The 24,138-nt window shown below is 68.7% G+C and carries 22 protein-coding genes and 2 riboswitches; of the genes, 2 read left to right on the top strand and 20 right to left on the bottom strand.

The annotated features are described in order from the left end of the window. Window positions 1–109 precede the first annotated feature (109 nt). The 12 genes from QYS60_RS01420 to QYS60_RS01365 form a co-directional block, all read right to left on the bottom strand. The gene (locus QYS60_RS01420) at window positions 110–1,315 is read right to left on the bottom strand and encodes a GNAT family N-acetyltransferase (protein WP_289378045.1); all 1,206 of its coding nucleotides are present in this window, start codon (window positions 1,313–1,315) and stop codon (window positions 110–112) included. A 107-nt stretch (window positions 1,316–1,422) separates the two neighbouring features. Further along, entirely contained in the window at window positions 1,423–2,862 is a 1,440-nt protein-coding gene (locus QYS60_RS01415; RefSeq protein WP_289378046.1) for an ABC transporter ATP-binding protein, read from the bottom strand. Next, window positions 2,859–3,695, bottom strand: coding sequence for an ABC transporter permease subunit (locus QYS60_RS01410; RefSeq protein WP_289378047.1), 837 nt, complete (start codon window positions 3,693–3,695; stop codon window positions 2,859–2,861). Before QYS60_RS01410 ends, QYS60_RS01415 begins: the two co-directional genes overlap by 4 nt. Next, the gene (locus QYS60_RS01405; RefSeq protein ID WP_371382299.1) at window positions 3,692–4,639 is read right to left on the bottom strand and encodes an ABC transporter permease; all 948 of its coding nucleotides are present in this window, start codon (window positions 4,637–4,639) and stop codon (window positions 3,692–3,694) included. The genes QYS60_RS01410 and QYS60_RS01405 overlap by 4 nt, the downstream gene beginning before the upstream one ends. Beyond that, complete coding sequence (locus QYS60_RS01400) at window positions 4,639–6,207, bottom strand: ABC transporter substrate-binding protein (RefSeq protein WP_371382213.1); 1,569 nt, start codon at window positions 6,205–6,207, stop codon at window positions 4,639–4,641. Before QYS60_RS01400 ends, QYS60_RS01405 begins: the two co-directional genes overlap by 1 nt. A 55-nt stretch (window positions 6,208–6,262) precedes the next feature. Continuing rightward, a complete protein-coding gene (locus QYS60_RS01395) occupies window positions 6,263–7,093 on the bottom strand; it encodes a trans-aconitate 2-methyltransferase (protein ID WP_289378049.1) in 831 nt (276 codons plus the stop codon). Then, window positions 7,090–8,346, bottom strand: coding sequence for an MFS transporter (locus QYS60_RS01390; RefSeq protein ID WP_289378050.1), 1,257 nt, complete (start codon window positions 8,344–8,346; stop codon window positions 7,090–7,092). Before QYS60_RS01390 ends, QYS60_RS01395 begins: the two co-directional genes overlap by 4 nt. Then, window positions 8,343–9,371 carry an enolase C-terminal domain-like protein gene (locus QYS60_RS01385; RefSeq protein ID WP_289378051.1) on the bottom strand — a complete coding sequence of 343 codons (1,029 nt, stop codon included), beginning with the start codon at window positions 9,369–9,371 and terminating at the stop codon, window positions 8,343–8,345. The genes QYS60_RS01390 and QYS60_RS01385 overlap by 4 nt, the downstream gene beginning before the upstream one ends. Then, on the bottom strand, window positions 9,368–10,441 hold the full coding sequence (locus tag QYS60_RS01380) for a PLP-dependent cysteine synthase family protein (protein WP_289378052.1): 1,074 nt from the start codon (window positions 10,439–10,441) through the stop codon (window positions 9,368–9,370). Before QYS60_RS01380 ends, QYS60_RS01385 begins: the two co-directional genes overlap by 4 nt. Next, window positions 10,438–11,286 carry a hypothetical protein gene (locus QYS60_RS01375; RefSeq protein ID WP_371382212.1) on the bottom strand — a complete coding sequence of 283 codons (849 nt, stop codon included), beginning with the start codon at window positions 11,284–11,286 and terminating at the stop codon, window positions 10,438–10,440. The genes QYS60_RS01380 and QYS60_RS01375 overlap by 4 nt, the downstream gene beginning before the upstream one ends. After that, window positions 11,283–12,572: an ATP-grasp domain-containing protein gene (locus tag QYS60_RS01370; protein ID WP_371382211.1), complete on the bottom strand. Its 1,290-nt coding sequence runs from the start codon at window positions 12,570–12,572 to the stop codon at window positions 11,283–11,285. The genes QYS60_RS01375 and QYS60_RS01370 overlap by 4 nt, the downstream gene beginning before the upstream one ends. A gap of 228 nt (window positions 12,573–12,800) precedes the next feature. Further along, entirely contained in the window at window positions 12,801–13,472 is a 672-nt protein-coding gene (locus QYS60_RS01365) for a TetR family transcriptional regulator (RefSeq protein WP_371382210.1), read from the bottom strand. A 57-nt stretch (window positions 13,473–13,529) separates the two neighbouring features. On the opposite strand from QYS60_RS01365, the gene QYS60_RS01360 reads away from it, so the two are divergent. Then, window positions 13,530–14,024 (top strand): FBP domain-containing protein, encoded by a 495-nt coding sequence (locus tag QYS60_RS01360; protein WP_371382209.1) that lies wholly within the window; start codon window positions 13,530–13,532, stop codon window positions 14,022–14,024. Window positions 14,025–14,071: 47 nt separating this feature from the next. On the opposite strand, the gene QYS60_RS01355 is transcribed toward QYS60_RS01360, so the two are convergent. The 3 genes from QYS60_RS01355 to thiD form a co-directional block, all read right to left on the bottom strand. After that, window positions 14,072–15,367, bottom strand: coding sequence for an LLM class flavin-dependent oxidoreductase (locus tag QYS60_RS01355; RefSeq protein ID WP_371382208.1), 1,296 nt, complete (start codon window positions 15,365–15,367; stop codon window positions 14,072–14,074). Then, a complete protein-coding gene (locus QYS60_RS01350) occupies window positions 15,367–16,131 on the bottom strand; it encodes a 3-oxoacyl-ACP reductase (RefSeq protein ID WP_371382207.1) in 765 nt (254 codons plus the stop codon). Before QYS60_RS01350 ends, QYS60_RS01355 begins: the two co-directional genes overlap by 1 nt. Before the next feature lie 54 nt (window positions 16,132–16,185). Continuing rightward, a riboswitch (TPP riboswitch) is annotated at window positions 16,186–16,278 on the bottom strand. A 130-nt stretch (window positions 16,279–16,408) separates the two neighbouring features. Next, on the bottom strand, window positions 16,409–17,236 hold the full coding sequence (gene thiD, locus QYS60_RS01345) for a bifunctional hydroxymethylpyrimidine kinase/phosphomethylpyrimidine kinase (protein WP_371382206.1): 828 nt from the start codon (window positions 17,234–17,236) through the stop codon (window positions 16,409–16,411). Further along, window positions 17,227–17,321: riboswitch (TPP riboswitch) on the bottom strand. (Overlaps the previous gene by 10 nt.) A gap of 338 nt (window positions 17,322–17,659) precedes the next feature. On the opposite strand from thiD, the gene QYS60_RS01340 reads away from it, so the two are divergent. Further along, window positions 17,660–18,787: a GAF domain-containing protein gene (locus tag QYS60_RS01340; RefSeq protein ID WP_371382297.1), complete on the top strand. Its 1,128-nt coding sequence runs from the start codon at window positions 17,660–17,662 to the stop codon at window positions 18,785–18,787. On the opposite strand, the gene QYS60_RS01335 is transcribed toward QYS60_RS01340, so the two are convergent. From QYS60_RS01335 to QYS60_RS01315, 5 genes are all read right to left on the bottom strand, one after another. Next, window positions 18,780–19,052, bottom strand: coding sequence for a DUF3263 domain-containing protein (locus QYS60_RS01335; RefSeq protein WP_003934784.1), 273 nt, complete (start codon window positions 19,050–19,052; stop codon window positions 18,780–18,782). The genes QYS60_RS01340 and QYS60_RS01335 overlap by 8 nt on opposite strands. Continuing rightward, on the bottom strand, window positions 19,049–20,062 hold the full coding sequence (lipA, locus tag QYS60_RS01330; protein WP_371382205.1) for a lipoyl synthase: 1,014 nt from the start codon (window positions 20,060–20,062) through the stop codon (window positions 19,049–19,051). The genes QYS60_RS01335 and lipA overlap by 4 nt, the downstream gene beginning before the upstream one ends. Before the next feature lie 74 nt (window positions 20,063–20,136). Continuing rightward, window positions 20,137–21,537: a dihydrolipoyl dehydrogenase gene (gene lpdA, locus QYS60_RS01325; protein ID WP_371382204.1), complete on the bottom strand. Its 1,401-nt coding sequence runs from the start codon at window positions 21,535–21,537 to the stop codon at window positions 20,137–20,139. Between the two features lie 10 nt (window positions 21,538–21,547). Then, window positions 21,548–23,098, bottom strand: a complete 1,551-nt coding sequence (locus tag QYS60_RS01320) for a 2-oxo acid dehydrogenase subunit E2 (RefSeq protein WP_371382203.1) — start codon at window positions 23,096–23,098, stop codon at window positions 21,548–21,550. Window position 23,099: 1 nt separating this feature from the next. Next, window positions 23,100–24,131, bottom strand: a complete 1,032-nt coding sequence (locus tag QYS60_RS01315) for an alpha-ketoacid dehydrogenase subunit beta (protein ID WP_371382202.1) — start codon at window positions 24,129–24,131, stop codon at window positions 23,100–23,102. Between the last annotated feature and the right edge of the window lie 7 nt (window positions 24,132–24,138).

Here is a 24,138-nt window from a genome sequence, read left to right as displayed (position 1 = left end):
GAGTGGTGCCCTCACAGCCTGCCGACTACTGAAGGTCACAACCTGGGGATTTCGACCAGATCATGACAATCCCCGCATAATGCCGAAAAGTCCCGGATCGTCTCTTGATTCAGAAGTGCCAGCCCAACATCGCGGGGCGGGCGACGTCGAACGCGCGGTCCACGTCGGCGATATCACGAGCACTGCGCGCCTCCACCCGGCCGGCTGCAGTAAACGTGCGGGCCTTGTGCGCGCCGAGGTACACCGCGGACAGCGCGTCCAGGTCCAGCGTGATCACCGGCGCCGCGTCGGTGCGGACGCACCGGGCCCTGCCGTTGCGGACCGTCAACGCGAAGGTGCCTCCGGCGCTGCGGAACGGATCCCGGACCGCCAGCACGGTGTCCAGATCGGCGGCATAGTCGCGGGCGGTCAACGCGGCCGGCACGTCCAGGATCCGCAGCCACAACTCGTCGAACCGTGCGGTGGTGCGCGGCAGACGGTAGTCGGTCAACAGCAGACGCAGCGGGTCGTCGGGATGTTGGACGGCTTCGATGCGGTGGGTCAGGTCCAGTCCGCACAGGGTGCGCCACAGCGCGGCGTGGGCGTCGTCGGTGATCGCGATCAACTCCTCGACCACCGCGACCGGCTCGGCGTCGGATCCCTTGCGGCGGAAGGTGGCGTATCCGTCGGGATGAACCAGGAAGAACAGCGCCGAGGTGCCGTCGCGGCGCTCCTCGGGATCGGCAAAGGTGTAATCCCAGTGGGCTTTCGGTCGGGCCTGCGCTCCCGGCGTGCGCAGCCGCCACCGGTCGTACAGTTCCGGCAACCGCCCGGCCGCCGTCGCAGCGTCGGCCAGGACCACCCCGCCGGGATCGGGGGCGTCCTCGCGGAAGCGAGCGAAGCGCCGATCGACGGTGACCTCGGTAGCGACGGTGGCCGGCCCGTATCCGAAGCGCCCGTAGATGCCGGCGTCGCTGGCGGTCAGGGCGGCCAGCGGTGCCCCGGTCGCCTCCATTCGGCGGTGCAGTTCGGTGAACATCGTCCGCAGCACGCCGCGGCGACGGTGCGTCGGGGCTACCGAAACCCAGCTGACACCGCACGCCGGTACCTGGTGCCCGCCGGGCACGGTGATCTCCATGTCCAGATACAGCGCCAGACCGATCGGCACCTCCCGCTCGGTTGCCATCACGATGTTCTCCGTCCGGAACACCGGACGAAGCAGTGTGCGCTCGGCATCGATGGGGTGATAGCCGAAGCCCACCGAGTCGAGCAGTTCCAGGGCCGGCCAGTCGTCGTCGGTGGCGGTACGGACTGTGAGGAAATCGTGCACGGTCATGTCCGAGAGACTGACACAACCAGCCCCTCGAACGCGAGTGATTTGTCCGGTTCAGGCTCGGTGCGGAGGCAGTCGGATTCCTCCGCGACGGACGCGGCGATGCGTGCTCACAGCGGCCCCCGGTTCGTGACCTGGAGGCTCATGTCGACGACCCGGTCGGCGATCGTGTCCACCACGGCGCCGTCGTGGCTGATCACCAGTAGGGAGATGCGTTGTGTTCGTACGAGATCGGACAAGATGTCGAGCACCCGCTGTCGGGATGCGGGGTCGAGTCCCGTGGTGACTTCGTCGCAGATGAGCAGCGACGGCTCGACCGCCAGGGCACGGGCGAGGGCGGCGCGCTGGGCCTCGCCGCCGGAAAGGGCGGACGGATGTTGCCGGGTGATCCGTTCGGCCAGGCCCACCTGGTCGAGCGCGCGGCGGGCCGCCGTGGCCGATTCCGGGCCGGTGGCACCGCGCAGGCGTGTCGGACCGCGCAGGATCTGCTCCCACACGCTGCGATACGGGTCGAAGGCCGCCTTGGCGTCCTGGAAGACGTACCCGATCGCCGCCGTCTGGTGCCGGGTCCGTCGCCGCACCGATGCGGCCAACGGGTGGCCGTCGAGAAGAACCCGTCCGGCCGTGGGTGGGTGCAAGCCGGCGACGACCCGGGCCGCGGTGGTCTTGCCGCAGCCCGAGGGGCCGTGAAGTGCCAGACATTCGCCCGGCTGGAGCGAGAGCGAGAAATGCTGCAGAACTCCGGTGTTGCGGTACCCCGCCGTAACGGCGTCCAGGATCAACCGGGCGTCGGCCCGGGTCGGGCGGCGATCCGTAGGGTCGGCGCGTGTCTGCGGGATCCGCGGGGCGGCGACCGGCAGGATCTCGGCATCACCGGTCTCGAGCACCCGTCCGCCGCCCATGACGATCACACGCTGGGCGACCGCGCGGACCGCGTCCAGGTCGTGGGTGACGAGCACGATCGTCAGGCCCTGCCGGGCCAGTCGGGTGATCTCGTCGAGGACCGCCGTCCGACGAGCCGGGTCCTGCCCGGTAGTGGGTTCGTCGAGGATCAGGCATGTCGGGTCTGTCAGCAGAGCCTGGGCGATGACCAGTCGTTGTTGTTGCCCGCCCGACAGTTGATGCGGGTAGCGGCGCAGCATGCCCGGATCGTCGGCGAATCCCGCACGTTCGAGTGCGTCGGCCACGGTCACCGGATGCCCGCGCCCTGGGCCGGCACGAGCGATGTCGTCGAGCACGGTACCGATCCGCAGGGCGGGGTTCAGCGCCGAGGAGGGGTGCTGGGGCACGTACCCGAACCGTGCCCCGCCCGTGTCCAGGACGGCCGTGGTCACCTCCACCCCCGGGCGGTGCTCGCCCATCAATGCCAGCGCGGTGGTGGTTTTGCCGCTCCCGGAAGCCCCGACGAGCGCGGTGACGACCCCGGCGGGAATGTCCAGGTCGACGCCTTCGACCAGGAGCCGATCCGGTGTCCGTGCGGTCAGTCCGCGCACGCGGATGGTGCCGCTGGGCACAGCGGCGGCCTGGGCCGCCGGGATTAGCTCGGTCATCGCCACTTCCTCGTCGACACCTCGCGTGTTGCCGCGCGAGCACCGGAGTCGAACAGCAGATTCACCCCCATCGCCAAGGCGATGATCAGGGCCGCGGGCAGGACGACACCCCACGGAACGAGGGCGAGGCCGGCGCGGTTGCGGTCGATCATCACGGCCCAGTCGGTGCCGGCCGAGTCTGCGCTCACCCCCAGGAAGCTGGCCGAGGCAACCAGGTAGATCGCCCCGACGAACCTCAGTCCGGCGTCCGCGGCGAGGATCGGGAGCAGTGATCGTCCCAGGTAGCCGAGCTGCCGGCGCCACCAGGTTTCCTGTTGTAGGACCAGCGCCTCCATGGCCGGGGTGTGCGCGGCGTGCAGCGCCGAGGCCCGCACCAGACGCGCCGCATCCGGGAACAGCAGCACCGCCACGGTCACTGTCAGAACGAGCAGGTCGGCGTCGGTGAGTGCCACGGCCAGCAGCAGCACCATGATCGACGGCAGCGACAGCAGCAGATCCAACGGCCGCATCAGCATCTCGTCGACGAGCCGTCGCCTGGCGGTCGCGGCAGCTACCCCCCACGGCACGGCGAGCAGGTAGGTCAGGACCACGGCCGCGGCGGCCACCAGCACCAGCGACCGCCCCCCGAGCATGACCTGTGTGAGCAGGTCGCGCCCCTCGGAATCGGTTCCCAGGAGCCACTGGTCCCCGTAGGTGAACGCCGGGCCACGGGCACCGGGTTCGGTGAGCAGGGGCCCGAGCAGCGCGACTGCGAGCGGGACCGCGGTCAGGGCAGCCCCGATGCGCACCCGGGACCGCCCACCCGCACGCTCGAGAAACGTGGAGCCGGTCACGATGCCAGTCCGGCCGTGGGGTTGAGCTGGAACGCCGCGATGTCGGCGACCGTGTTCACGGCCACCGTGATCACCGCGAACACCGTCACCAATCCCATCAACAGCGGAATGTCGCGGCTGCTGACCGCGCTGACCAGTAGCTGTCCGAGACCGCCGAGCGCGAATACCGCCTCGACGACCACGACCCCGCCGAGCAGCCAATCGGCGACCCGCGCGAGATGCTGCGTCGCCGGCGTGAGCGAGCCCGGCAGGGCATGCCGCCAGACCACCCGCCGCACGGGCACACCGAGGCGACGGGTGTGCCGGATGTATTCGGAGTCGAGGGTGGTGATCAGCGACGAGCGCACCAACCGCGACAGCGAGCACACCGGGCGGATCACCAGCACCAGTACGGGCAGCACCCACAGCTCCGGATGCATCAGCAACGGACCGCCGGCGCCGACCGCGGTGGGCGCGAACCACCCCAACCCGACCGCGAACACTGCCACCAGCACGATCGCCACCGCGAATTCCGGTGCCGCGTAGAACGCTACGGTCAGGGCCGTGACGGCCCGGTCGACCCGGTGGCCGCGGCGCACCGCGGCGACCACCCCGAGGAGCAGTGCCAGCGGGACGAGCACCACGAACGCCAGGGCGGCGAGGGTCAGTGTCGGCGCCAGCGCCGAGCCCAGCATCGCGGTGACCGGGCGCCCGGATACCACCGAGGTGCCCAGGTCGCCGCCGAGCAGACCGGTCAGCCAGTCCCCGAACTGCACGGACAGCGGCCGGTCCAGCCCGAGGAGCTCGCGCAACTGCGCAATCCGCCTCGGATCTGCGTCATCGCCCGCGATCACCACCGCAGCGTCCCCCGGCAGCGCGGCGGCGATCGAGAAGACGACGACGAGTACGCCCAGCACCTGGGCCAGTCCCACCGTGAGGCGGGTACCGGCGTAGCGGGCGAGCATCACGAAAGCCAGGCCTTGTCGAAGCGGGCGTACCCGAGGGTGTTGCTGGGCGCGTTCTCGGCCATCCCCGCCAGATGTGGCGCCATGCCGTGCAGGCCGTCGGAGAAGCCCCACACCAGCAGACCTCCCTCGCTGTGGAGCTGCGACTGCATCTGCTGATATGCGCGGGCCCGGATGTTCTCGTCGGTGGTTTCGCTGGCGGTGGCGAACAGTGCGTCGAATTCGGGGCGGCGCCACTGGGTGTAGTTCTTCGCCGATGTCGACAGCATCCGCTGCGCGAGGTGGGTTTCGATGGGCATGGCCCCGGAACGGAAACTCGACAACACACCCTCGTCGAGGGTGCGCGTCCAATAGGTCGATCCCTCAGTGACTTTCACCTCGATCTTCAGTCCGGCGCGCCCGGCCTGTTCGGCGAGGATGTTCGCCGCCTCGACGAATCCGTTGGTGGCACCGGTGGTCTGCAGTTCGATGGTGGTGTTCCGGACGCCGGCCTTGCGGATCAGGGCCTCGGCCTCGTCCAGATCCAGGGTGCGCTGCGGCAGATCCGCGGCATAGTATTTGGCGTCCTTGCCGAACAGGTCGTTGCCGACCACACCGGTGCTGCCCAGCACGGTGGTCACCAGTTCCTCGCGATCGACGAGGGCGAACATCGCCCGCCTCAGATCCACGTTGTCGAAGGGGGGCCGGTCCACCTTCATTGCGAACGCCGACATCGCGCTGCGTGGCGACCGCAGGATCTGCATCCGGGCGTCGCTTTCGTAGGTGCGCGCCGAGGTGACACCGAGGTCGTCGGCGTAGTCGACCTGCCCACCGAGCAGGGCGTTGATCCGTGCGGTCTCGTCCGGAGCGGTGAGGATCTCGAGTTCGTCCACATGGGGGGCGCCGTCCCAGTAGTCCGGGAATCGCGCGGTGACGAGCGAGCGACCCGGTTCGAACGAGACGAACGTGAACGGCCCGGAGCCGATCGGACGGCTGAAGTCGGTGGTGCCCTCCGGGATGATGTAGGCGCCGAACGCGGCCAGTACGTTCGCCAGTTCCCCGCACGGTCGCGCGCAGACGAATTCGATGGTGTGGTCGTCGAGGGCTCGGGAGCGGGCGATGTCGATCACCTCGAGTGAGGCCCGCGGGCGCAGTGCGTTCGCCGGGTTGAGGATCCGCTGGTAGGAGTACAGCACGTCGGCGGCGCGCACCGGCCGGCCGTCGTGGAAGACCGCCGGGCGCAGCTCCACCGTCCAGGTGGTCGCGTCGGCGTTCGGGTGCCAGGCGGTGGCGAGCCGCGGTACCGGGCCGAGGTCGTCGCCGTATTCGACGAGCTTGTCGTAGAGCGCGTTCGCGCGGGCGACGTCGGCGTACAGGTTGGTCTTGTGCGGGTCCAGCACCTCCTGTGCGCCACCGCCGGCGAACACCGCTCGCAGTCGGCCGCCGTCCCGGGGCGCGGCGGTGGGCGCGGGGGCGGTCTCGCCGCTCGTGCTGCATGCGCCGAGCAGTACGGCGCCGGCGGCGGCGCCGAGGCCGAGGAACGAGCGCCGGCTCAGGTGCGGCAGCGCGGACAGGGTGACCGGATTCATCGGGGTTTCTCCTTGAGCAATGGATCGAGGGGTCGAGGTGAAGCGTGAGGGTGAGTCAGAGAGCCTCGGCGATCACGTGGATCCGGTCTCCGCAGAGTGCGGTGCCGGCGAGATCGGTCAGGGCTGAGCGCCCCGGCCAGCCGGTCTCGGTACGGGGTCCGGGTGTGTCGAACAGGGCCCGCACCGCGAACCCGGCGCGCTGCAGGTGGCCGGTCAGCTCCAGCGGAAACAGCAACCGCCACGCCGAGGTTTGGACGAGGGGCTCGGCGGATTCCGGGATCTGCCACTGCCGACGGCGGCGTAGCAGCTGGGCGGCGTGGTCGATCCACAAGGTGGTCTCGGCCCGCCAGGTGCGGCCGTGCCAGGAGAAGGACGAGTGGGTGGGCTCGTCGAGAAGTTCGGTGTTGCCGAGGAAGAAGGCGCCGTTGCGCATTTCGGCGATCAGCAGCCCACCGGGACGTAGGTGCCTGCGGCAGCAGCGCAGGCATGATTCCAGCTCGGCGTCGGTGTGGCAGTACAGCAGGGCGCTGTCGAGGCAGACGATGGCGTCGACGCCCGCGTCGACCTCGAAGGTGCGCAGGTCGCCGACCGCGGCTCTCACACCGGGATACTGGTGTTGCGCGAATCGCACCATCGCTGGGGATTGGTCGATGCCCAGGCAGCGGTATCCGCGTCGGGCCAGGTATCCCAGGTCGCGGCCGGTGCCGCAGCCCAGGTCCAGCACCGTCGCGGGGTGTGTCCGCGGCGCCGGAGCGTCGGAGGTCAGGTAGGTCGCGAGAATGTCGTCGACGAACCGGGCGGCACTGTGGTCCGGATCGGGAAATCGTGCCTCGTACAGGGCAGGGTTGTCCGTCAACAAGTTCCGAGCCGACTCAGCCGCGGTCATGTCCGTGCTCCGGCCGGGTCGGCGAGCAGGCCGCGGCGGTGCAACAGCCAGATTCCGGTGGCCGAGCCCCACGCGAGGGCGATGCATATCAGCGCGCCGGGCCACCCGTTGCCCAGGTCGAGGCCGTACCCGATCAGCGCGTTTCCGCCGGCGGCAGCCAGCCCGGAGACCAGGTAGAACATCCCGAACAGAGTCCCGGAGATGTTCGACGCCCCGTATGCCGGGATCATCTCCATCACGAACGGCTGCGCGATCAGGATGCCTGCTTCGAGGATCAGGGCGGAGAGCACCAGTGGCGCCAGCGCCAACGCGATCCGTCCCGCCCCGGGGGAGGGTGCGCCCCACAGGACCGGCAGTGCCACCACGAACGCGGCACCCATCAGGATCAGTCCCGCCGCGATGGCGGTGCCGCGGCTGGTGTGGCGATCGAACCATCGAGTCAGACGCACCTGGGTGAGCAGCCCGAAGACGGTGGTGGACAGGAACAGCACCGCAACAGCTCCACTCCAGTCGGTGATCCGCCCGGCCAGTACCGGATACACCAGGTACATCTGCGTCTGCAGGGCGAACATCCCGAGCATGGCCACCGTGAACAGCACGAACCGGCGGTCGGCCAGCACCGTACCCCAGCCGCGCAGCACCGTCGTCTCGGCGCGGTCCACCGGGTGGGCGGGCAGAAACCGCCACTGCGCCAGGGTCAGGGCGGCGAAGACGACCGCCGCGGCGACGGCGACGGTACGGAAGTCCACCGTCAGCAGCGCGCTGCCGATCAGCGGTCCCGACAATGCCCCCGCCTGTGCGAAGACGTTGAAGACCGCGAACGCCTCCGCCCGGCGCCGAGGCTCGGCGACCGCGATGTAGGAGCGCACGGCCGGATTAAACAGAGCCCCAGCCAATCCCGACAGAACGGAGGCGAGCAGCAGCAGCGGCACGCTGGTGCCCAGAGCGAACACCGCGAAGCCCACCGACCGCAGTGCGCAGCCGGCGATGATGACCCGATGGGGTCCGAGCCGGTCGGCAGCGGTGCCCCCGATCAAGAACAAGCCCTGCTGGCTGAGGGTGCGCGCCCCGAGGACCAGGCCGGTGATCGCCAGGGACAGACCCAGGTTCCCGGTCAGATGCATCGACAGGTACGGCACCAGCATGTAGAAGCCGGTGTTGACGCCGTACTGGTTGAGCACCAGCAGTTGTACCGAGCGGGGGAAGCTGCGCAGCAGAGCGAATGTCCCTGCCGGAGAGTCGGTGGCGGTCATCGTGATTCCTCGTTGTCGGACCGGTACACGCCGAGTCCGGGCAGGCCGCTCGGACGCAGCTTTCCGTCTTCACCCCCGAGGCCGGTCCACGGATCTCGGGCGAGCAGGAGGTGCCCGTCCAGATCGCACCACCGGGCCAGGGACGCCAGCTGCGCTGCGGGGGCGATACCCAGCGAGCTGCACACCAGGCAGCCGAGCATCACCTCCATTCCGCGCGCGCCGGCCGCCACGGCCAGTGCGCGGGCGCGGTAGATGCCGCCGCACTTGGCGAGTTTGATGTTCACCACGTCCGCGAGGCCGGTCAGCTCGTCCAGGTCCGCCAGGTCGTGGACCGCCTCGTCCGCGACGAGCGGAAGATCGGTGCGGCTGCGCAGCTCCCGCATTCCGTCTCGGTCGTGCACCGGCAGTGGTTGTTCGAGCGCGACGACCGGCAGACCACCGCTGTCGGCGAGCACCGACAGGGCGGTGGCCGCGGTCCACGCTTCGTTCGGGTCGACGATCAGATCCACGCCTGGCGCGGCAGCGGCGATGGCGGCCAGCCGCCGGACCGATTCGGTCGGGTCGGCGTCGGTCTTGACCTTCAGCAGAGTGAACCCGCGCTGCGACAACTCGGCGGCCTCGGCGGCCATGTCCTGGGGCGCACCGATTCCGAGGGTGCGGGAGATCGGGATCTCGGCGGACAGCGGCAGTCCGAGGTGCGCAGCGACCGTCTGCCTGTTCACGCGTGCCCGGTAGTCGGCGACGGCGGACCACACGGCGCCGGCGACCGCCGGGTGCACCTGCGCCGGGATCGTTTCGGGAATCCCTGGGGCACCGCAGCACGCCGCGACTGCCCGCAGCTGGGTCTCGATGAGGTGCACGTCCAGGCCCGCGAACACGGAGGTGACGACCTCGCCGCGGCCGCACGATCCCGTGTCGGGGTCGGTCACGGTGACCGTGACCGCCTGGCGGGACGACATCACCGCCCGGCTGATCCGGAACGGCCGGGCCAGGGCAAGGGTGCTCACCGACCAGGTCAGGCTCATCGCGCCGTCTCCATCCGGTCCCTCGCCCCCGGGTGCGGGGCCCGCACGGCTTCGCACCGAGTCCAGCACTCCGCCGGGTCCCCGCACTCGGCGATCTCGTGCGGATGTGTTCGCGGCGGAGCGAGCAGGCCGTGCCGAGCACACCAGTCGTCGTCGAAGATGGTGCGCAGGTAGCGGTCGGGGCCGTCCGGAAAGACGGTGACCACCGGGCCCGGCCAGCGGGTGGCCGCCCACCCGGCCACCGTGGCCACCGCACCCGTCGACCAGCCGCCGGTGTGGAAGCCTTCCCGCGCCAGGCTGCGGCAGGCGTGCACGGCCTCGCGCGGGCCGACCCAGTGCACCTCGTCGAACATCTCGTATCGCACATTGCCCGGATGCACGCTGCTACCCAGTCCCCGCATGACCCGGCAGGTGGCGGGCTGTCCGAAGATCGTCGACCCCACCGCATCGACCCCGATGATCCGCAGGTCCGGCCACACCTGCCGCAACCGCAGACCCACTCCGCTGCTGTGGCCGCCAGTGCCTACACTGCACACAAGCACCTCGGCCCGCTCGATACCCTGTGTGGCCAGGCCCGCGACGATCTCGTCGGCGAGCCCGTGGTAGCCCACGGCGTTGTCGGGATTGTCGTACTGGTTGGGCCAGTACGCATCCGGGTCGGCGGCAAGAATCCGGTGCAGGACGTCGAGCCTGGCCTGCTGCCACCCGCCCTCCGGGTGCGGACGGTCCACGATCTCCAAGGTGGCACCCAGCGCGCACAGCAGATTGCGCATGGCGGGCTCGAGCTCGCAGTCCACCACCAGGGTGACGGGGTGGCCGAGTGGCTGTGCTACGTATGCCAGCCCCACCCCCAAAGTGCCGCTGGTGGATTCGACGATCCGCGCGCCGTCCCGCAGCTGCCCGCGTCGCCGGGCACCGACCAGCATCGACAGGGCCGACCGCGCCTTGAGCCCACCGAAGCCGAGCGACTCGATCTTCGCGAAGTAGCCCGGATGCGGGTTCGGCACCGGGGTGAGGATGCGCACGAGTGGGCTGTTCCCCACCCGCGCCGGCGAATCGATCACGGTCATCGTGCCCGCGACCCGTGGTACAGGTAGATCGGGCCGGCGTCCCCGGTGAGCCAGAAGAACGGGTACGGCTCGGCCGAGAGCGCGTCGATGCCGCGGCCGAGCAACTCCCGGGCGACCGCGGCGCCACTCTGGGCGAACATCGCGACCGGAAGCCGCCGGCCGGACGCTGCCGCCCGCGCGAACAACGTGTCGACGGTGCCGTTGCCCAGCATCATTCCGCTGGCCAGCACCGCATCACACTCGTCGAGATGCTCGGCGAAGTCGGTGACGATCGGCTCACCCCACTCGGTGGTGCCGCCCTTCAGATCACACGGCACGTACCGCAGCCCGCGCTCGCGCAAGCTGACGAGCAGCGAGTTGACCACTCCGATCACCAGCACCCGCCCGCCCGGTGGAGCGTCGACCAGTCCGGTCACGTGATGCGCCCGGGCCAGCGAGCGCTGCAGCGAATCCCCGGAATCCAGCTGCACCGTCACTGCGCGAGGCTCACCCGCGTGCGGGCACCGGTGCGTCAGGTAGGCGTCGAGTGCGGCGATCTGCACGGCGATCTCGGCATGGTGCAGCAGATCGGTCACCGCCACCCCTGCGCAGGCGTGCACGATCTCCGGGTCCACCGAGCCCGACTCGACCGCGCACGAGCCCGTCGCAGCCCCGACCCGCAGCGAGATCACCTGGTTGCGGTAGCCACCACTGCGCCCGCTGTGCCGTGCCCCCTGTGACGTGGTGAACGCAACCGACACCACCACGTCGCGCGGGGGACGCCGGGCAGGGTCGGTGCGGTAGCGTTCGAGAAGCGCAGCCAGGCGACCGTTCGTCGCGGTACCGATCGCTGAGGTGGCAGTCACGACGCCGGCTCCTCGCCGTATGTGGCGGAGATCGACGACAACAGGCGCTCGGCCAACGGGCGGGCCCCGGACCGCTCCGGCGAGACGACGACGACGCTGCCCAGGTAGCTGTTGTTGTCCATTCCCGGCGTGGTTCGGTGACCGGGCCCCTTGAACGCCGCCGAGACCACTGCCGGATCGGCTGTGACGGTGTCGATTCCTTCGATTCCGGCGACGACACCCGCCCTCGTCGGCACCAGCATGCTCACGGCTGCGCTCGAGGGCCGTCCGCCGTCACGGTGCTCGTCCGGGATCGTCGGGAGAATCGGCTCGCGTCCCAGTGCGAGCTCGACCGCCACCCGCGGCAGGTCGACTCCGCTCACATGCCGGATCAGCTCGGTGATTTGGTTGCCGGCCGGCCGTGGATTGATCTCGATGATCCGGGGCCCGGCGGCGGTCAGGCGTAGTTCGGTGTGCACCACCCCGTGATCGAGACCCACCGCATCGATCGCGTCCTCCGCGGCGGCCACCACTTTCACGCGGTCCCGCTCTGCCAGGTCGGCCGGGAACATGTGCCCGGTCTCCACGAAACCCGACACCCCACCCAGGCTCTTGTCGGTCACGCCGATCGTGTAAACCTTGCCGCGCGAAATCCAGCTCTCCACACTGAATTCCGGACCGTTGAGGAACTCCTCGAGCAACACCACCGGACTCCGCCGCTGCCCACGCGCATTGACCTCGAATCCCCGCAGTGCGTCCACCGCCGACTCGACATCCAGCCAACTGTCCGCGCGTCGCACGAACATTCCCGCACACAGATCGATGGGCTTGACCACCAAGGGGAATCCCACCGACTCGGCCGCGGTACGGAGCCGGATCGGGTCGTCGACCGACACGGTGGTATGCCGCGGCCCCGGGACACCGACGCAATCCAACACCGCCCGGGTGCGCGCCTTGTCGCAGGCCGTCTCGATCGCCTCGGGTGCCGGACCGGGAAGTCCGAGTGCGGCGGCAATTCGCGCGGCGGTCGGCAGGTAGTAGTCGCAGCTGGTGAGGACGCCGTCGATCCTTGCCTCGGCATCGATCCGCCGCGCCGCCTCGAGTGCGGCAGCCGGATCGTTGGTCTCGGCAGTCGCTACCGCACGACCGAGACGCAGCGGATGCGGGGAACCGTCCGGCAGGGTGTCCGGGTAGTGCTCCGGTCGTCGGGTCAGGAAAGTGAACTCGACTCCCAGGTCGGCAATCGCTCTCGGCAGCAACGTTCCCATTGCTCCGACCCAACTCTCCACCAGCAGTAGGTGTGCCACACGTGGCCTTCCGTTCGCATCCTCCGCAGTACCCAGCGACACAGAAGCTACTGACAATCGTTATCGTTAGCAAGACCGGTCGGTGCCGGAGGATTACGCGGTCGGTGAGAAGGGTCGCCCACGGAGGTCCGCTGATCGAGCCGGGGCTCGATACCACGCAGGCCGGCGGCACCGGGAAAGCCCGGAACAGCGGGGAATCGGAAGCATGACGAACGGCCGGCGGGTCGCTCACCTCGCCGCGTCATGCACCTCGTGCTCGCCAGGGGAAGTCGCACGGGAGATCTCGGCATGAACCGCCAGGACGGCGTCCCGATGCGCTGCATCGGTGGCGACGTTGCAGCCGAGCGCGAGATCCTCGAGGAGGAGACCCCGATGGGCCGCGAGGATGCGTGAGGCGACGGACCGTGCCGCGCCCGGTGACGCGCCCGCGGCCTCGATCGCCGCGGCCATGGGGTCGAGCCATTCGGTTACCACGGGGACGAGGAATGTCTGCTGCAGCTCGGGATCCCGCGTCGCTGCGGTATAGATCTCGAAGAACATGGCGGTTCGCCGGCGCCCACCCGGCGTGTGCGCGTCTACCCAGGCCATCTCGAGCCCCTGCGAGATCACGGAGGTCACGTGGGCGGCGGTCACCGACGGCGACGACTCGTCCGCCGAGAGATCGCGGATCCGCAGGAGCAGCTCCCGCGACGCGGCCAGATGGGTCACCAGAGTGCGGTCGACGATCTCGGCGATCAGGTTCTCACGACTGCCGAAGTGGTGGAGGAGATTTCTGGTCGACGTTTCGAGCCGCTCGGCCAGCGGACGCAGAGTGAGACCGAACAGCCCGCGCTCCTCGGCGTAGGCGCAACAGCCCTCGAGGAGTGCGCGCCGACGCTCGACATCCTTGTGGCGACCCATGCCGACGAGTTTATACTTCACATGTTTCATGAATCAAACGTGGAAGGAAAAATGGTGATGCAGGCACTGTCCCGCGACGACATCCTCGGATCGTTCGTCAACAGCTCGCGCAGCAGGATCAGGACGGTGACGTTCCCACCCGACTTCGACTCGGTGCGCTGGGCGGAACTCGACTTCTTCGGCTGGACGGACCCCCGAGCCCCGCTTCGCGCGTACCTGATTGCCCAGTACGCCGAGCAGGTGGTCGGAATCGAATTGCGACAGGCCGACACCGACAGGTCCCGGCCGCGCAGCACGATGTGCACAATCTGCCACGCCGTCCACCGCATCGGCGGAACGGCGCTGTTCACGGCGCGCAAGGCCGGCGCCGGCGGCAAAGCCGGAAACAGCATCGGAACCTACATGTGCAGCAACTTCGCGTGCTCACTGTATGTGCGAGAGCTGCTGCCACTGCCCGGCAGTCAGCCCGATCGAGCACTGCCCACCGAGGCTCGGATCTGCCATCTCGCGACTCGACTCGGTGGCTTCGTCGGGCGGGTGCTCGACAGGTAGGACCTGTGACCGCGCAGTGCAGAACCCGAGCGCCTCAACGCGAAGGACTACTGTCCCAGACTGTCGCGCAATGTCGTTCCCGGGTACGTGACGCGAAACAGGCCGCGGCGCTGCAGTTCCGGGACTACCAGGTCGACGAAGTCGTCCAGCGAATCCGGATACGCCGGACACATCAGGTTGAATCCGTCGCAGGCGCCGGCGACGAACCACTCCTCGATCCGATCCGCGATCGCCTCGGGCGTGCCGATCATCGTCGCGTGCCCTCCTCCGGCCGCGAGGTAGCCGAGCAGTCCACGCAGTGTGGGCCGGTGCGATTCGATGATCCGTTGCACCGTCGCGTAGCGGCCCTGGGGGCCGGAGAACTGATCGATGGGCGGCAGGTCGGCCACCGGCGCGTCGAGATCGTGGCCCGTGAAATCCTGACCGGTGAAGACGCCGAGCTGGGCGAGCGCGGCGTCGATGTCGATCAACGCGTCCAACGTCGCCTTCTTCGCCTGGGCCTCGTCCTCGGTGCGACCGACATAGGGGACGAGGCCCGGCAGTATCGCGATCGACGCGGGATCTCGTCCGGCGGCGGCAGCGCGGCCACGCAGATCGGTGGCGAAGTCGAGCGCCGCGGCCGAATCCCACGAAACCGAGTACACCGCTTCGGCGTGCCGCGCTGCGACGTTGCGTCCGGCCTCCGACGCTCCTGCCTGGAACAGCACCGGACGCCCCTGTGGACAGCGCGGGACGGTGAGCGGACCGTCGACGCGGAAGTGCTGACCGCGGTGCTCGATCCGACGGATGGCGTCGGCGTCGAGGTATCGACCGGCGGCGCGATCGACGGCGATGCCGGCCTCGTCCCACGAGTCCCACAGCGCAGTCAGCACCTCGATGAACTCCTCGGCGCGGCCGTAACGCTCGGCATGGTCCGGCAGAGCGTCGAGCCCGTGATTGCGGGCCTCCGCGTCGAACATCGAGGTCACGATGTTCACCCCGGCCCGTCCACCGCTGATGTGGTCCAGCGACGCGAGCATCCGCGCCGCATGGAACGGTGTGTAGAAGCTCGCGGACACCGTGGTGACCAGCCCGATGCGTTTCGTCGCGCGCGCCATCGCGGACAGCGCGGTCAGGGGTTCGAGAAACCACGTGGTCCCGGCCGTGTAGCTCGGATTCACGCAGTGTCCGTCGGCGAAGAACACCGCATCGAAGCAGCCACGCTCGGCTGTCCGGGCGAGTTCCTCGAAGTAGGTGATGTCCCCGATTCGCTCCGCCGCGGATGTCGGATGCCGCCACGCCGCCGAATGGTGGCCCACACCGTGGAGAAAGGCATTGAGATGGAGGGTGCGGGGCGCCGGCATCAGTTCATCACCAGCCCGCCGTCGACCACGAGGTTCTGACCGGTGACTGCTCGCGACCAGTCGGAAGCGAAGAACAGGACGGCGGCAGCGAAGTCCTCCGGGGTGGTGACCTTCCGCAGGGGCGTGGAGGCGGCGATCAGGTCGAATACCTCCTCGGGGGTCGCTGCCGATGCGTCGGTGGTGCGCAGCAGCCCACCAGAGACCATGTTCACACGGATGCCTTCGGGCCCCAGGTCTGCCGCGAACGTGCGGGTCAGCGACAGCAATGCTGCCTTGGCGGCGGTGTAGTCGTGATACGGCACCACCGGGTTCTGGAACAGGTTGGTGCCGATATTGATGACGCTGCCGCCGCCGGCCTCGCGCATGCCGGGCAGCGCCGCCTGGATCGTGTTGACGGCGCCGCCGACGATGCCGTCGAGTCGAGCGGCGAAATCGCCGTAGCCGATCTCGTCGGCTCTGCGGCGCGCGTCGCCGTTGAAGGAGAAGTCGGGCAGCGCGTTGTTGACCACGGTGGTGACCGGTCGGCCGAAGTGTTTCCCGGCCTGCGCGAGCATGCCGCCGACCTGGGCGGGGTCGGTCACGTCGGCGGCCAGCGCGACAGCGCGGTCCGAGCCGATCTTCCGGGCAAGGGCGTGGGCGGCGTCGCTACTGTTGCGGTAGTTGACCACGACGGCGGCGCCCTCGTCGGCGAACGACTGCGCGAGGTGGTGACCGAGACCGCGCCCGGCGCCGGTGACGAGTACCGTCTGGTTCTGCAGGAGCATTGTGTGTTGTTTCCCTTCGGTGGAAAGGGGTTTACCGCAGCGACGGACCACACGGCCGCGCCGGCTCGGCATCCCTTCGCTCGCATGATCGAGATCAGGTTCGACGGGTCTGTCTCTCAGCCGTTTCCGGCACCCCGTGTCGAGTCCGTCGCAAGACTACCCCGGCTGTGCCTGTCCGTCGAACTTCACTGTCACTTCGGGCAACTCACGAGCCTGCCCGGGATTGCCACCCGGCTCGAGGGCGGCGCGCACGGCAACATTGTTCCTCGACAGCAGGTCACGTCCACAGATCGACGAAATGGTGGATGGGGCCATGGCCGCGACCGACATGCAGCTCCCCGCCCGCTTCGATGCCTGCGGTGAGCCACCGTTTGGCATCCTCGAGCGCGGCATCCCAGGTTTCTCGCTGTGGTCGAAGGGTAGCCATGGCTGCCGACAGCGAGCAACCGGTGCCGTGCGTGTTCGAGGTGAGTACGCGGGGACTGCCGACCACGAGCGCATCCTCCTCACCCGCGGCTGGGTCTATGACGGTGTCGTAGACGGTGTCTCCAGGAAGATGTCCGCCCTTGGCCAACACCGCCACCCCGTAGCGATCGGCAATCTCATGGGCCTGCCCGAGCAGTTCCTCCCAGGAGTCGGCCGGAGACGTGGAGCTGAGGACTGCGAGTTCGGGAACGTTCGGCGTGATCAGATGGACCTGGGGAATGAGGTCTTCGAGCGCGCCTTCGGCCTCGCGGCTGAGCAACCGGTCGCCGCTGGTGGCGACGATGACCGGATCGAGCACAACCACGGGGGGCGCGACCGCGGCAAGCCATTCGGCGACGGCTTGCACCTGATCGGTCTCGGCGAGCATGCCGATCTTGACGGCGTCGACGGTGACATCGTCGCTGACCGCTTCGAGTTGAGCGGTGAGAAACGATGCCGGAGGAAGGTGGACACTGCGCACGCCGCAGGTGTTCTGGGCGACCAACGCCGTGACCACCGCCATTCCGTAGCCTCGATGCGCGGCAATGCTCTTCAGGTCCGCCTGGATGCCGGCGCCGCCGGTCGGATCCGTACCGGCAATGGAAAGCACTCGCGGCGGTGGAACAGCAGACATCGTCATTCGGACATCCCTTCGCTAGTACGAACTAGAGCAGGTTCGACGGGTGTGATCTCAGCCCTCCTACCGGGCACCCCGTGTCGAGAGGATCATAGGTGTCGACTTCGTTCGGCGGCCCGGTGGGTCTGGGCTGTGGCGGGCCCACTTGCCGCGCCCACCCAGGCGGGCCGCACGGCAGAAGCGTGGGCCCGAGGACCGAAAGCGTTCGTGCGGAACGTTCTTGTCCAAGCAGTGTGCCGGTCGACCCGCGTCTCGCCGAATGTGCGAACTCGTCGACGGGTTTGCTGTTGGGGTGGCCGCAGACGGCAGGGGCCATGGTGTGACTCACCCCCTGACGGTAGGCTGGACGCTGTGAGTAGGGCCAGTTCGGCGCGCCAGCGGTTGCTCGCTTTCGGTTCCGGAGAAGACTTGTCGCGACGCGCCCGATTGTTGAGCGACGTCCACGACGCGGTGATGTCCGGCCGGACGCCGCCGGTGCCTCCGCGTGACGTTGTCGCCCGGTCGTGGTCGCGTCTCCAGGCAGACGGCGTCAGTCCCGCCCGGTGTGAGGACGTGGTACTCGCGGACGTCGCCGAACTCGAAGCGCGCCGTGCACGAAGCGCCCTGAGGTCGGTTCTGCCCGAACTACGCGGCACCTTGACCGAAATGGCGAGCGACGCGAACTTCATCGTGGTCGTCGCCGACTCGGACGGGGTGGTGCTGTGGCGAGAGGGTGCACGTGACGTGCAGAGGGAAGCCGACGTCCTCGGATTCGTGGAAGGCGCCCGCTGGTCGGAGAAGTCGGTAGGCACCAATTCTGTCGGCACGTCGCTGGTCGAAGACGCTCCGGTACAGCTTTTTTCGGCCGAACACTATGCCCGGTCCCACTACGGCTGGTCGTGTACGGGGTCACCGGTCCACGATCCACGCTCCGGCGAGGTGCTCGGCGTACTGGATATCAGCGGGTCGGCGATGTCGGTGCATCCGGCCACCGTGGCCCTCGTGCAGACGGCTGTGCGGTTGGCCGAGTCGATGCTCTGGCGCGAGCATGCCGTCCACCTCGACAGGCTCCGTACCGATGCGGCGCCGGTGCTGGCAAGGACGTGCGGGCCTGCTGTCGTCGTGGACGGTCACGGATGGGTCGTGGCAGCCAGCGGCATCGGCGTTCCCGAACGACTGGCCTCACCGGAGGCCGACCGACCGCTGCTCGTGCCCGGTCTCGGACTTTGCGTACCCGAACCGCTCGGTGACGCATGGTTGGTGCGCCGCCGCGCGGAGCGGGCGGCCATCCGACTCGAACTCGACCTGGGGACGGCCCCTCGGGCGACGGTGCGGGGGGAGACGGAATGGACGCGTGCCCTGTCACCGCGGCACGCGCAGATTCTGAGGGTATTGGCACGTACCCGGTCGGCCGGCATCGATGCCGCGTCGTTGAGCGAGGCCCTGTTCGGCGACCGGGACCACATCGTTGCCGTCCGCGCCGAGGTCTCCCGGCTGCGCAAGAGCCTCGGCCCTGTGCTGACGCCCCAGCCGTACCGGTTCGCGGACGGTGTCGAAGTCCGTGTGATCAGGTGACATTCCGCCTCCGAACCTGGTCGCTCCGATTCGGCGCGGCGCGCGAGGCAGAGGTGCGCGCAGCGACGAAGTCGCGCAGGTCCGCACGTAGTCGGGGGTGCAGTCGTAAGGCGGCGGGGCTGTCGAGGATCTCCCCCAGCCGGGTCAGGTAACCGGCTGGGGTCATTCCGAATTCGACCAGAAGGTCTCCGGGACTTCCGCCGCCGTAGGGCAGCCAGCGACGGGCGAAGTCGATGATGCGGTCGTCTTCGGTGGCGGAACTCATGTGGGTCGAACTCCTGGCGGGTGCGATTCGGCGAGATGACTGAGGGAAGAAGTGAGTTCACGGTCGTGGTGGGCCATGGCGTCGGCGTAGAGGCGGCCGGCGCGATACGAGGAACGCACGAGCGGCCCCGCCAGGACGCCGGCGAAACCGATCTCCTCGGCGGCTTTCGAGTGTTCGACAAATTCTTCCGGCTCGACCCACCGCTCGACCGGGTGGTGTCGCGGCGAGGGACGCAGATACTGGGTGATGGTGAGGATGTCGCAGCCGGCATCGTGCAGGTCGTTCATCGCCTGCTGCACTTCCTGTGGGGTCTCCCCCATACCGAGGATCAGGTTCGATTTGGTGATCAGGCCGAAGTCGCGGGCCGCGGCGAGCACACCGAGCGAGCGTTCGTAGCGAAACGCGGGACGGATCCGCTTGAAGAGCCGCGGCACGGTCTCGAGGTTGTGGGCGAGCACCTCGGGCCGGGAGTCGAACACCTCGGCCAGCAGGTCCGGCCGTCCGCTGAAGTCGGGAACGAGATTCTCGACGCCGGTGCCGGGGTTGAGGGCGTGGATCTGTCGGACGGTCTCGGCGTAGAGCCAGGCGCCGCCGTCGGGCAGGTCGTCGCGGGCAACCCCGGTGACGGTGGCGTACCGAAGTCCCATCGCCTGCACGGACTCGGCGACGCGGCGGGGCTCATCCCGGTCGAGGTCGGCGGGTTTGCCGGTGTCGATCTGACAGAAGTCGCAGCGGCGCGTGCACTGCCGACCGCCGATCAGGAACGTGGCTTCGCGGTCTGCCCAGCATTCGAAGATGTTGGGGCAACCGGCTTCCGCACACACCGTGTGCAGTCCTTCGCGTTCGACCAGGCTCTCGAGTTCGGCGTACGCGGGACTGTTCTTGACGCGGGTCTTGATCCAGTTCGGCTTGCGTTCGACGGGGGTTTGCGCATTGCGGACCTCCAGTCGAAGCAACCTGCGGCCCGACGGGACCGGCGCGTCGGGTGTTGTTCCAGGTATGGGATTCACGTTTCGTTCGATTCCTGGGCGTGGGTTCCCGCCGGACCGCGGTTCCACGCGGGTCCGCGGTTCGGCGGGACTTGCTACATGTTGATCGGACGGCCCAGCGCGGCCAGAACCGATTCGTGCATCGCCTCCGACAGCGTCGGGTGCGCGAAGACGACCTCGGCGAGATCGTCGGCGGTCGCCTCCAGGGATCGAGCGATGCCGAATCCCTGAATCTGCTCGGTGACATCCGGGCCGACCATGTGGGCACCGAGGAGTTCGCCGCTGTCGGCGTCGAAGATCGTCTTCACGAACCCGTCGGCTTCGCCGATCGCGAGCGCCTTTCCGGACGCCTGCAGATCGAACTGCCCGATCTGCAGGCGACGGCCGGTCGCACGGGCTCGTTCTTCGGTGAGACCGAGGCTGGCGACCTGCGGCCGCGCGTAGGTACAGCCCGGAACGTAGTCGCGGTCCAACGGCCGGACGTGATCCGCACCGGCGAGCTTGTCCACACACAGGACGGCTTCGTGGCTTGCCTTGTGGGCGAGGCAAGGTGCGCCCGCCACGTCACCGATCGCGTACACGCCGAATGCGGTGGTGCGACACCACTGGTCGGTGGTGACGAATCCGCGATCGACCTCGACACCGAGTTCCTCGAGACCGAGGTCCTCGACGTTACCCTGGATTCCTGCCGCGACGAGAACTCTGTCCACGGTCGACTCGTCGATCGTTCCGTCGGCCGACCGGACGGCCACGGTGACGGCGTTCGTGCCGACCGTCAGTTCGGACACCGAGGCACCGGTGTGAATCCTGATGCCTCGCTTCTCGAACTGCCGCCGTACATGGCCCGCGACGGCAGCGTCCTCGATCGGCATGATCTGCGGGGCCAGTTCGACGAGGGTGATGTCGGTGCCGAGATCGTTGTACAGACTCGCGAATTCGATGCCGATGGCACCGGATCCGATGACCAGCAAGGACTTCGGCAGCTCCGGTGGGACCAGAGCGTCGAAGTATGTCCAGACCCGGTCGCCGTCGGGCACGACACCGGGAACCGAACGCGGCCGGGCGCCGGTGGCCAGGATGACGTGGTCGGCCCGGTACTCGGACACCGACTCGTCCGCGGCCGTCACTGCGACGACGCCCTTGTCGAGCAGCCGCGCCGACCCCCGGACGACGTCGATGCCGTTCTTCCTCATCAGGTAGCCGATGCCGTCGGACAGTCGCCCCGACACCGACCGGCTGAACTCGACGAGCCGGCTCATGTCGAATTCCACACCGCTGGCACTGAACCCGAGCGGCCGAAGGTTCGCCAGCGTGTGGGCGACATCGGCACCGTGCAGCAACGCCTTGGTAGGGATGCACCCCCAGTTCAGGCAGATCCCCCCGAGCCGGTCGCGCTCGACGACGGCGGTGCGCAGACCGTGCTGCGCGGCACGGATGGCCGCGACATAGCCACCCGGCCCGCTCCCGACGACGATGACGTCGTACTTCTCTGTCATGGTGTACCTCTCAGACCAGCATCAGCGCGGGGGACTCGACGAAACGCCGGAGTTCTCGCAGGAAGGTGGCGCCGAGCGCGCCGTCGATCACCCGGTGGTCGCACGAGAGCGTGACGGTGAGCATCGTGCGCGCAACGACCTGACCGTCGACGACGACGGGACGCTCCTGTCCGGCACCGACCGCGAGGATGGCGCCCTGCGGCGGGTTGATGATCGCGTCGAATTCCCGCACACCGAACATGCCGAGGTTCGACACCGTGAAAGTGCCGCCCTGGAACTCGTCGGCCGTCAGTTTCCCGGTCTTGGCCTTGGTCACCAGCGACTGCACCTCCCCGGAGATCTCGGCGAGTGTCTTGCCGTCGGCGCCGCGCACGATCGGGGTGATCAGTCCCGACGGCAGTGCGACAGCCACCGAGATGTCGGCACTCGCGAAGCGCAGGACCGACTGTGTCGCCTCGTCGAACTGAACGTTGACATCGGGCACCTTCCGCAGCGCCGCGGCACACGCCTTGACGACGAAATCGTTGACCGACAGTTTGACGGCGGGCACGGTCGCATTGATCTTCGTCCGCAAGGCGAGAAGGTCGTCGATCTGCAGGTCCGCGGTGAGCCGGAAGTGCGGGGCGCTGCGCTTCGACTCCTGCAACCGCTGCCCGATCGCCTTGCGCATCGCGGTGAACGGAATCGTCTCGAACTCCGCCTCCGCGACGGGTTCGGCCGCTGCGACGACTTCCGGTTGCAGCCGGAACCGGCGCTCGGCTTCACGGACGTCTGCCTCACACACCCGGCCGCGTGAACCGGTAGCCCGGCAGTCGTGCAGATTGATCCCGAGGGATGCGGCCAGACGTCGGGCCACGGGGGTGGCCGGGACGGCGGTGTCGTCCTCGAAGGAACGTCCCGGAATACCTGACCGCGGCGGCGACAGCGGCTGAGCGACGGTGCCACCGGCCGCCCGGATCGTGTCGTGGATGTCGGCGACGGAGATCCGGCCGTCCCGGCCGGTCCCCGTCACACGCGCCAGGTCGATCGACAACTCGTCCGCCAAGCGGTGGGCGTGCGGGGTCGCGAACACGTCACCGTTCGTCCGTCCTCGCAGGGCATCGGGAACGGTCGTCGCACCGGGACGCTGACGGGACCCGGCGACCGCCCCGGTCACCGGTACCGATTCGTAGGCCGCCGGCGCGGGTGGGCTGATCTCGAGATCCGGCTGCGCGACGGGGGGCTGTCCGGCCGGTGAGCGCCCGGACTCGGCCGGGGTCGGCACCTGATCTGCCCCGATGCCGGCGAGAAATTCCTCGATTTCGGCGTCGGAGACTGCAGCCTCGGCCGACACCGCCAGCACCGCACCGACCGGCAACGTCTCCCCCGGCCTGGCGACGACCCGGCGGAGCACCCCGTCGAACGGTGCCTCCAACTGGTTGGCGATCTTGCTGGTCTCGATCTCGCAGATCAGGTCGCCCTTCGAAAAGGACGCACCCTCCTCGACCAGCCACTCCGCCACGGTGCCTTCCTCCATGGACAGGCCCCACTTGGGAACTTCGATCAGTTTGATCTCACTCATGTCAGGCACTCACAACCTTGCGGACGGCGGCCTCGATCCGAGCGGCATTCGGAAGCCACGCCTGCTCGAGAACCGGGGAGAACGGCACCGGAGTGTGCGGCGGGGTGACCAGTTCGATCGGCGCCTTCAGTGCCCCGAACGCACGCGTCGCGATCAGCGCGGCGACGTCGTGACCGAACCCGCAGCGCGCCGCGGACTCGTCGGCGATCACTACCCGGCCCGTGGAGGCGACGGATTCGAGGATGCCCTCCTCGTCGAGCGGCGACACCGTGCGGGGGTCGACGACCTCGACGGAGATTCCCTCGGCGGCCAGCTTGTCCGCGGCGGTGTTGGCGGCGTTCACCATCGCCGACAGCGCGATGATCGTGACGTCCGTGCCTTCACGGGTGTAGTTGGCGACACCGAACGGGATCGTGTACGGCTCGTCCGGAACCTCGCCCTTGACGTCGTAGAGTGTCTTGTGTTCGCAGAACACGACGGGATCGTCGTCGCGAATCGACTGGATCAGAAGGCCTTTGGCGTCGTAGGCGTTCGACGGGGCGACGACCTTGAGGCCGGGAACGGCGGCGAACACGTTGTACGGTGACTGCGAGTGCTGGGCGGCGGCGGAGAATCCGGCGCCGATCATGCCCCGCACCACCAGCGGGGTACGGGCCTTGCCGCCGAACATGTACCGGAACTTCGCGGCCTGGTTGTAGAGCGCGTCGTAGCAGACTCCGAAGAAGTCCATGAACATCAATTCGGCCACCGGACGCAGCCCGGTCAGAGCAGCACCGGCTGCCATGCCGATGATCGCGGACTCGGTGATCGGGGTGTCGATGACACGGTCGGAGCCGAACTCGGTCCACAGACCCTTCGTCACCCCCAGCACGCCGCCGAACGCCTCCACCTTCCCGGACTCGAGTTCCGGATTGGTGCCGGCGTGACCGCCGCGCAGGTCCTCACCGATCTGCACGACCGTCGCGTCCCGCTGCATTTCCTGCGCGAGTGCGGCCTTGATCGCTTCGCGATATGTCGTCTTCGACGTGGTCATTCTCGTT

The organism is Rhodococcus sp. GXMU-t2271 (genome assembly GCF_041414735.1).
In the GTDB taxonomy this organism is placed as follows: domain Bacteria; phylum Actinomycetota; class Actinomycetes; order Mycobacteriales; family Mycobacteriaceae; genus Rhodococcus; species Rhodococcus indonesiensis.
This window is presented reverse-complemented; position numbering and strand designations above follow the sequence as displayed.

Coding starts and splice junctions, on each gene's coding strand:
- QYS60_RS01335 (WP_003934784.1), bottom strand. CDS start 19,052: ATGAGTTCCGCCACCGAAGACGACCGCATCATCGACTTCGCCCGTCGC.
- QYS60_RS01400 (WP_371382213.1), bottom strand. CDS start 6,207: ATGAATCCGGTCACCCTGTCCGCGCTGCCGCACCTGAGCCGGCGCTCG.
- QYS60_RS01365 (WP_371382210.1), bottom strand. CDS start 13,472: ATGGGTCGCCACAAGGATGTCGAGCGTCGGCGCGCACTCCTCGAGGGC.
- QYS60_RS01405 (WP_371382299.1), bottom strand. CDS start 4,639: ATGCTCGCCCGCTACGCCGGTACCCGCCTCACGGTGGGACTGGCCCAG.
- QYS60_RS01315 (WP_371382202.1), bottom strand. CDS start 24,131: ATGACCACGTCGAAGACGACATATCGCGAAGCGATCAAGGCCGCACTC.
- QYS60_RS01320 (WP_371382203.1), bottom strand. CDS start 23,098: ATGAGTGAGATCAAACTGATCGAAGTTCCCAAGTGGGGCCTGTCCATG.
- QYS60_RS01415 (WP_289378046.1), bottom strand. CDS start 2,862: ATGACCGAGCTAATCCCGGCGGCCCAGGCCGCCGCTGTGCCCAGCGGC.
- thiD (WP_371382206.1), bottom strand. CDS start 17,236: ATGACGATGTCTGCTGTTCCACCGCCGCGAGTGCTTTCCATTGCCGGT.
- QYS60_RS01380 (WP_289378052.1), bottom strand. CDS start 10,441: ATGACCGTGATCGATTCGCCGGCGCGGGTGGGGAACAGCCCACTCGTG.
- QYS60_RS01385 (WP_289378051.1), bottom strand. CDS start 9,371: ATGAGCCTGACCTGGTCGGTGAGCACCCTTGCCCTGGCCCGGCCGTTC.
- QYS60_RS01350 (WP_371382207.1), bottom strand. CDS start 16,131: ATGCTCCTGCAGAACCAGACGGTACTCGTCACCGGCGCCGGGCGCGGT.
- lpdA (WP_371382204.1), bottom strand. CDS start 21,537: ATGACAGAGAAGTACGACGTCATCGTCGTCGGGAGCGGGCCGGGTGGC.
- QYS60_RS01390 (WP_289378050.1), bottom strand. CDS start 8,346: ATGACCGCCACCGACTCTCCGGCAGGGACATTCGCTCTGCTGCGCAGC.
- QYS60_RS01355 (WP_371382208.1), bottom strand. CDS start 15,367: ATGCCGGCGCCCCGCACCCTCCATCTCAATGCCTTTCTCCACGGTGTG.
- QYS60_RS01360 (WP_371382209.1), top strand. CDS start 13,530: ATGCAGGCACTGTCCCGCGACGACATCCTCGGATCGTTCGTCAACAGC.
- QYS60_RS01420 (WP_289378045.1), bottom strand. CDS start 1,315: ATGACCGTGCACGATTTCCTCACAGTCCGTACCGCCACCGACGACGAC.
- QYS60_RS01395 (WP_289378049.1), bottom strand. CDS start 7,093: ATGACCGCGGCTGAGTCGGCTCGGAACTTGTTGACGGACAACCCTGCC.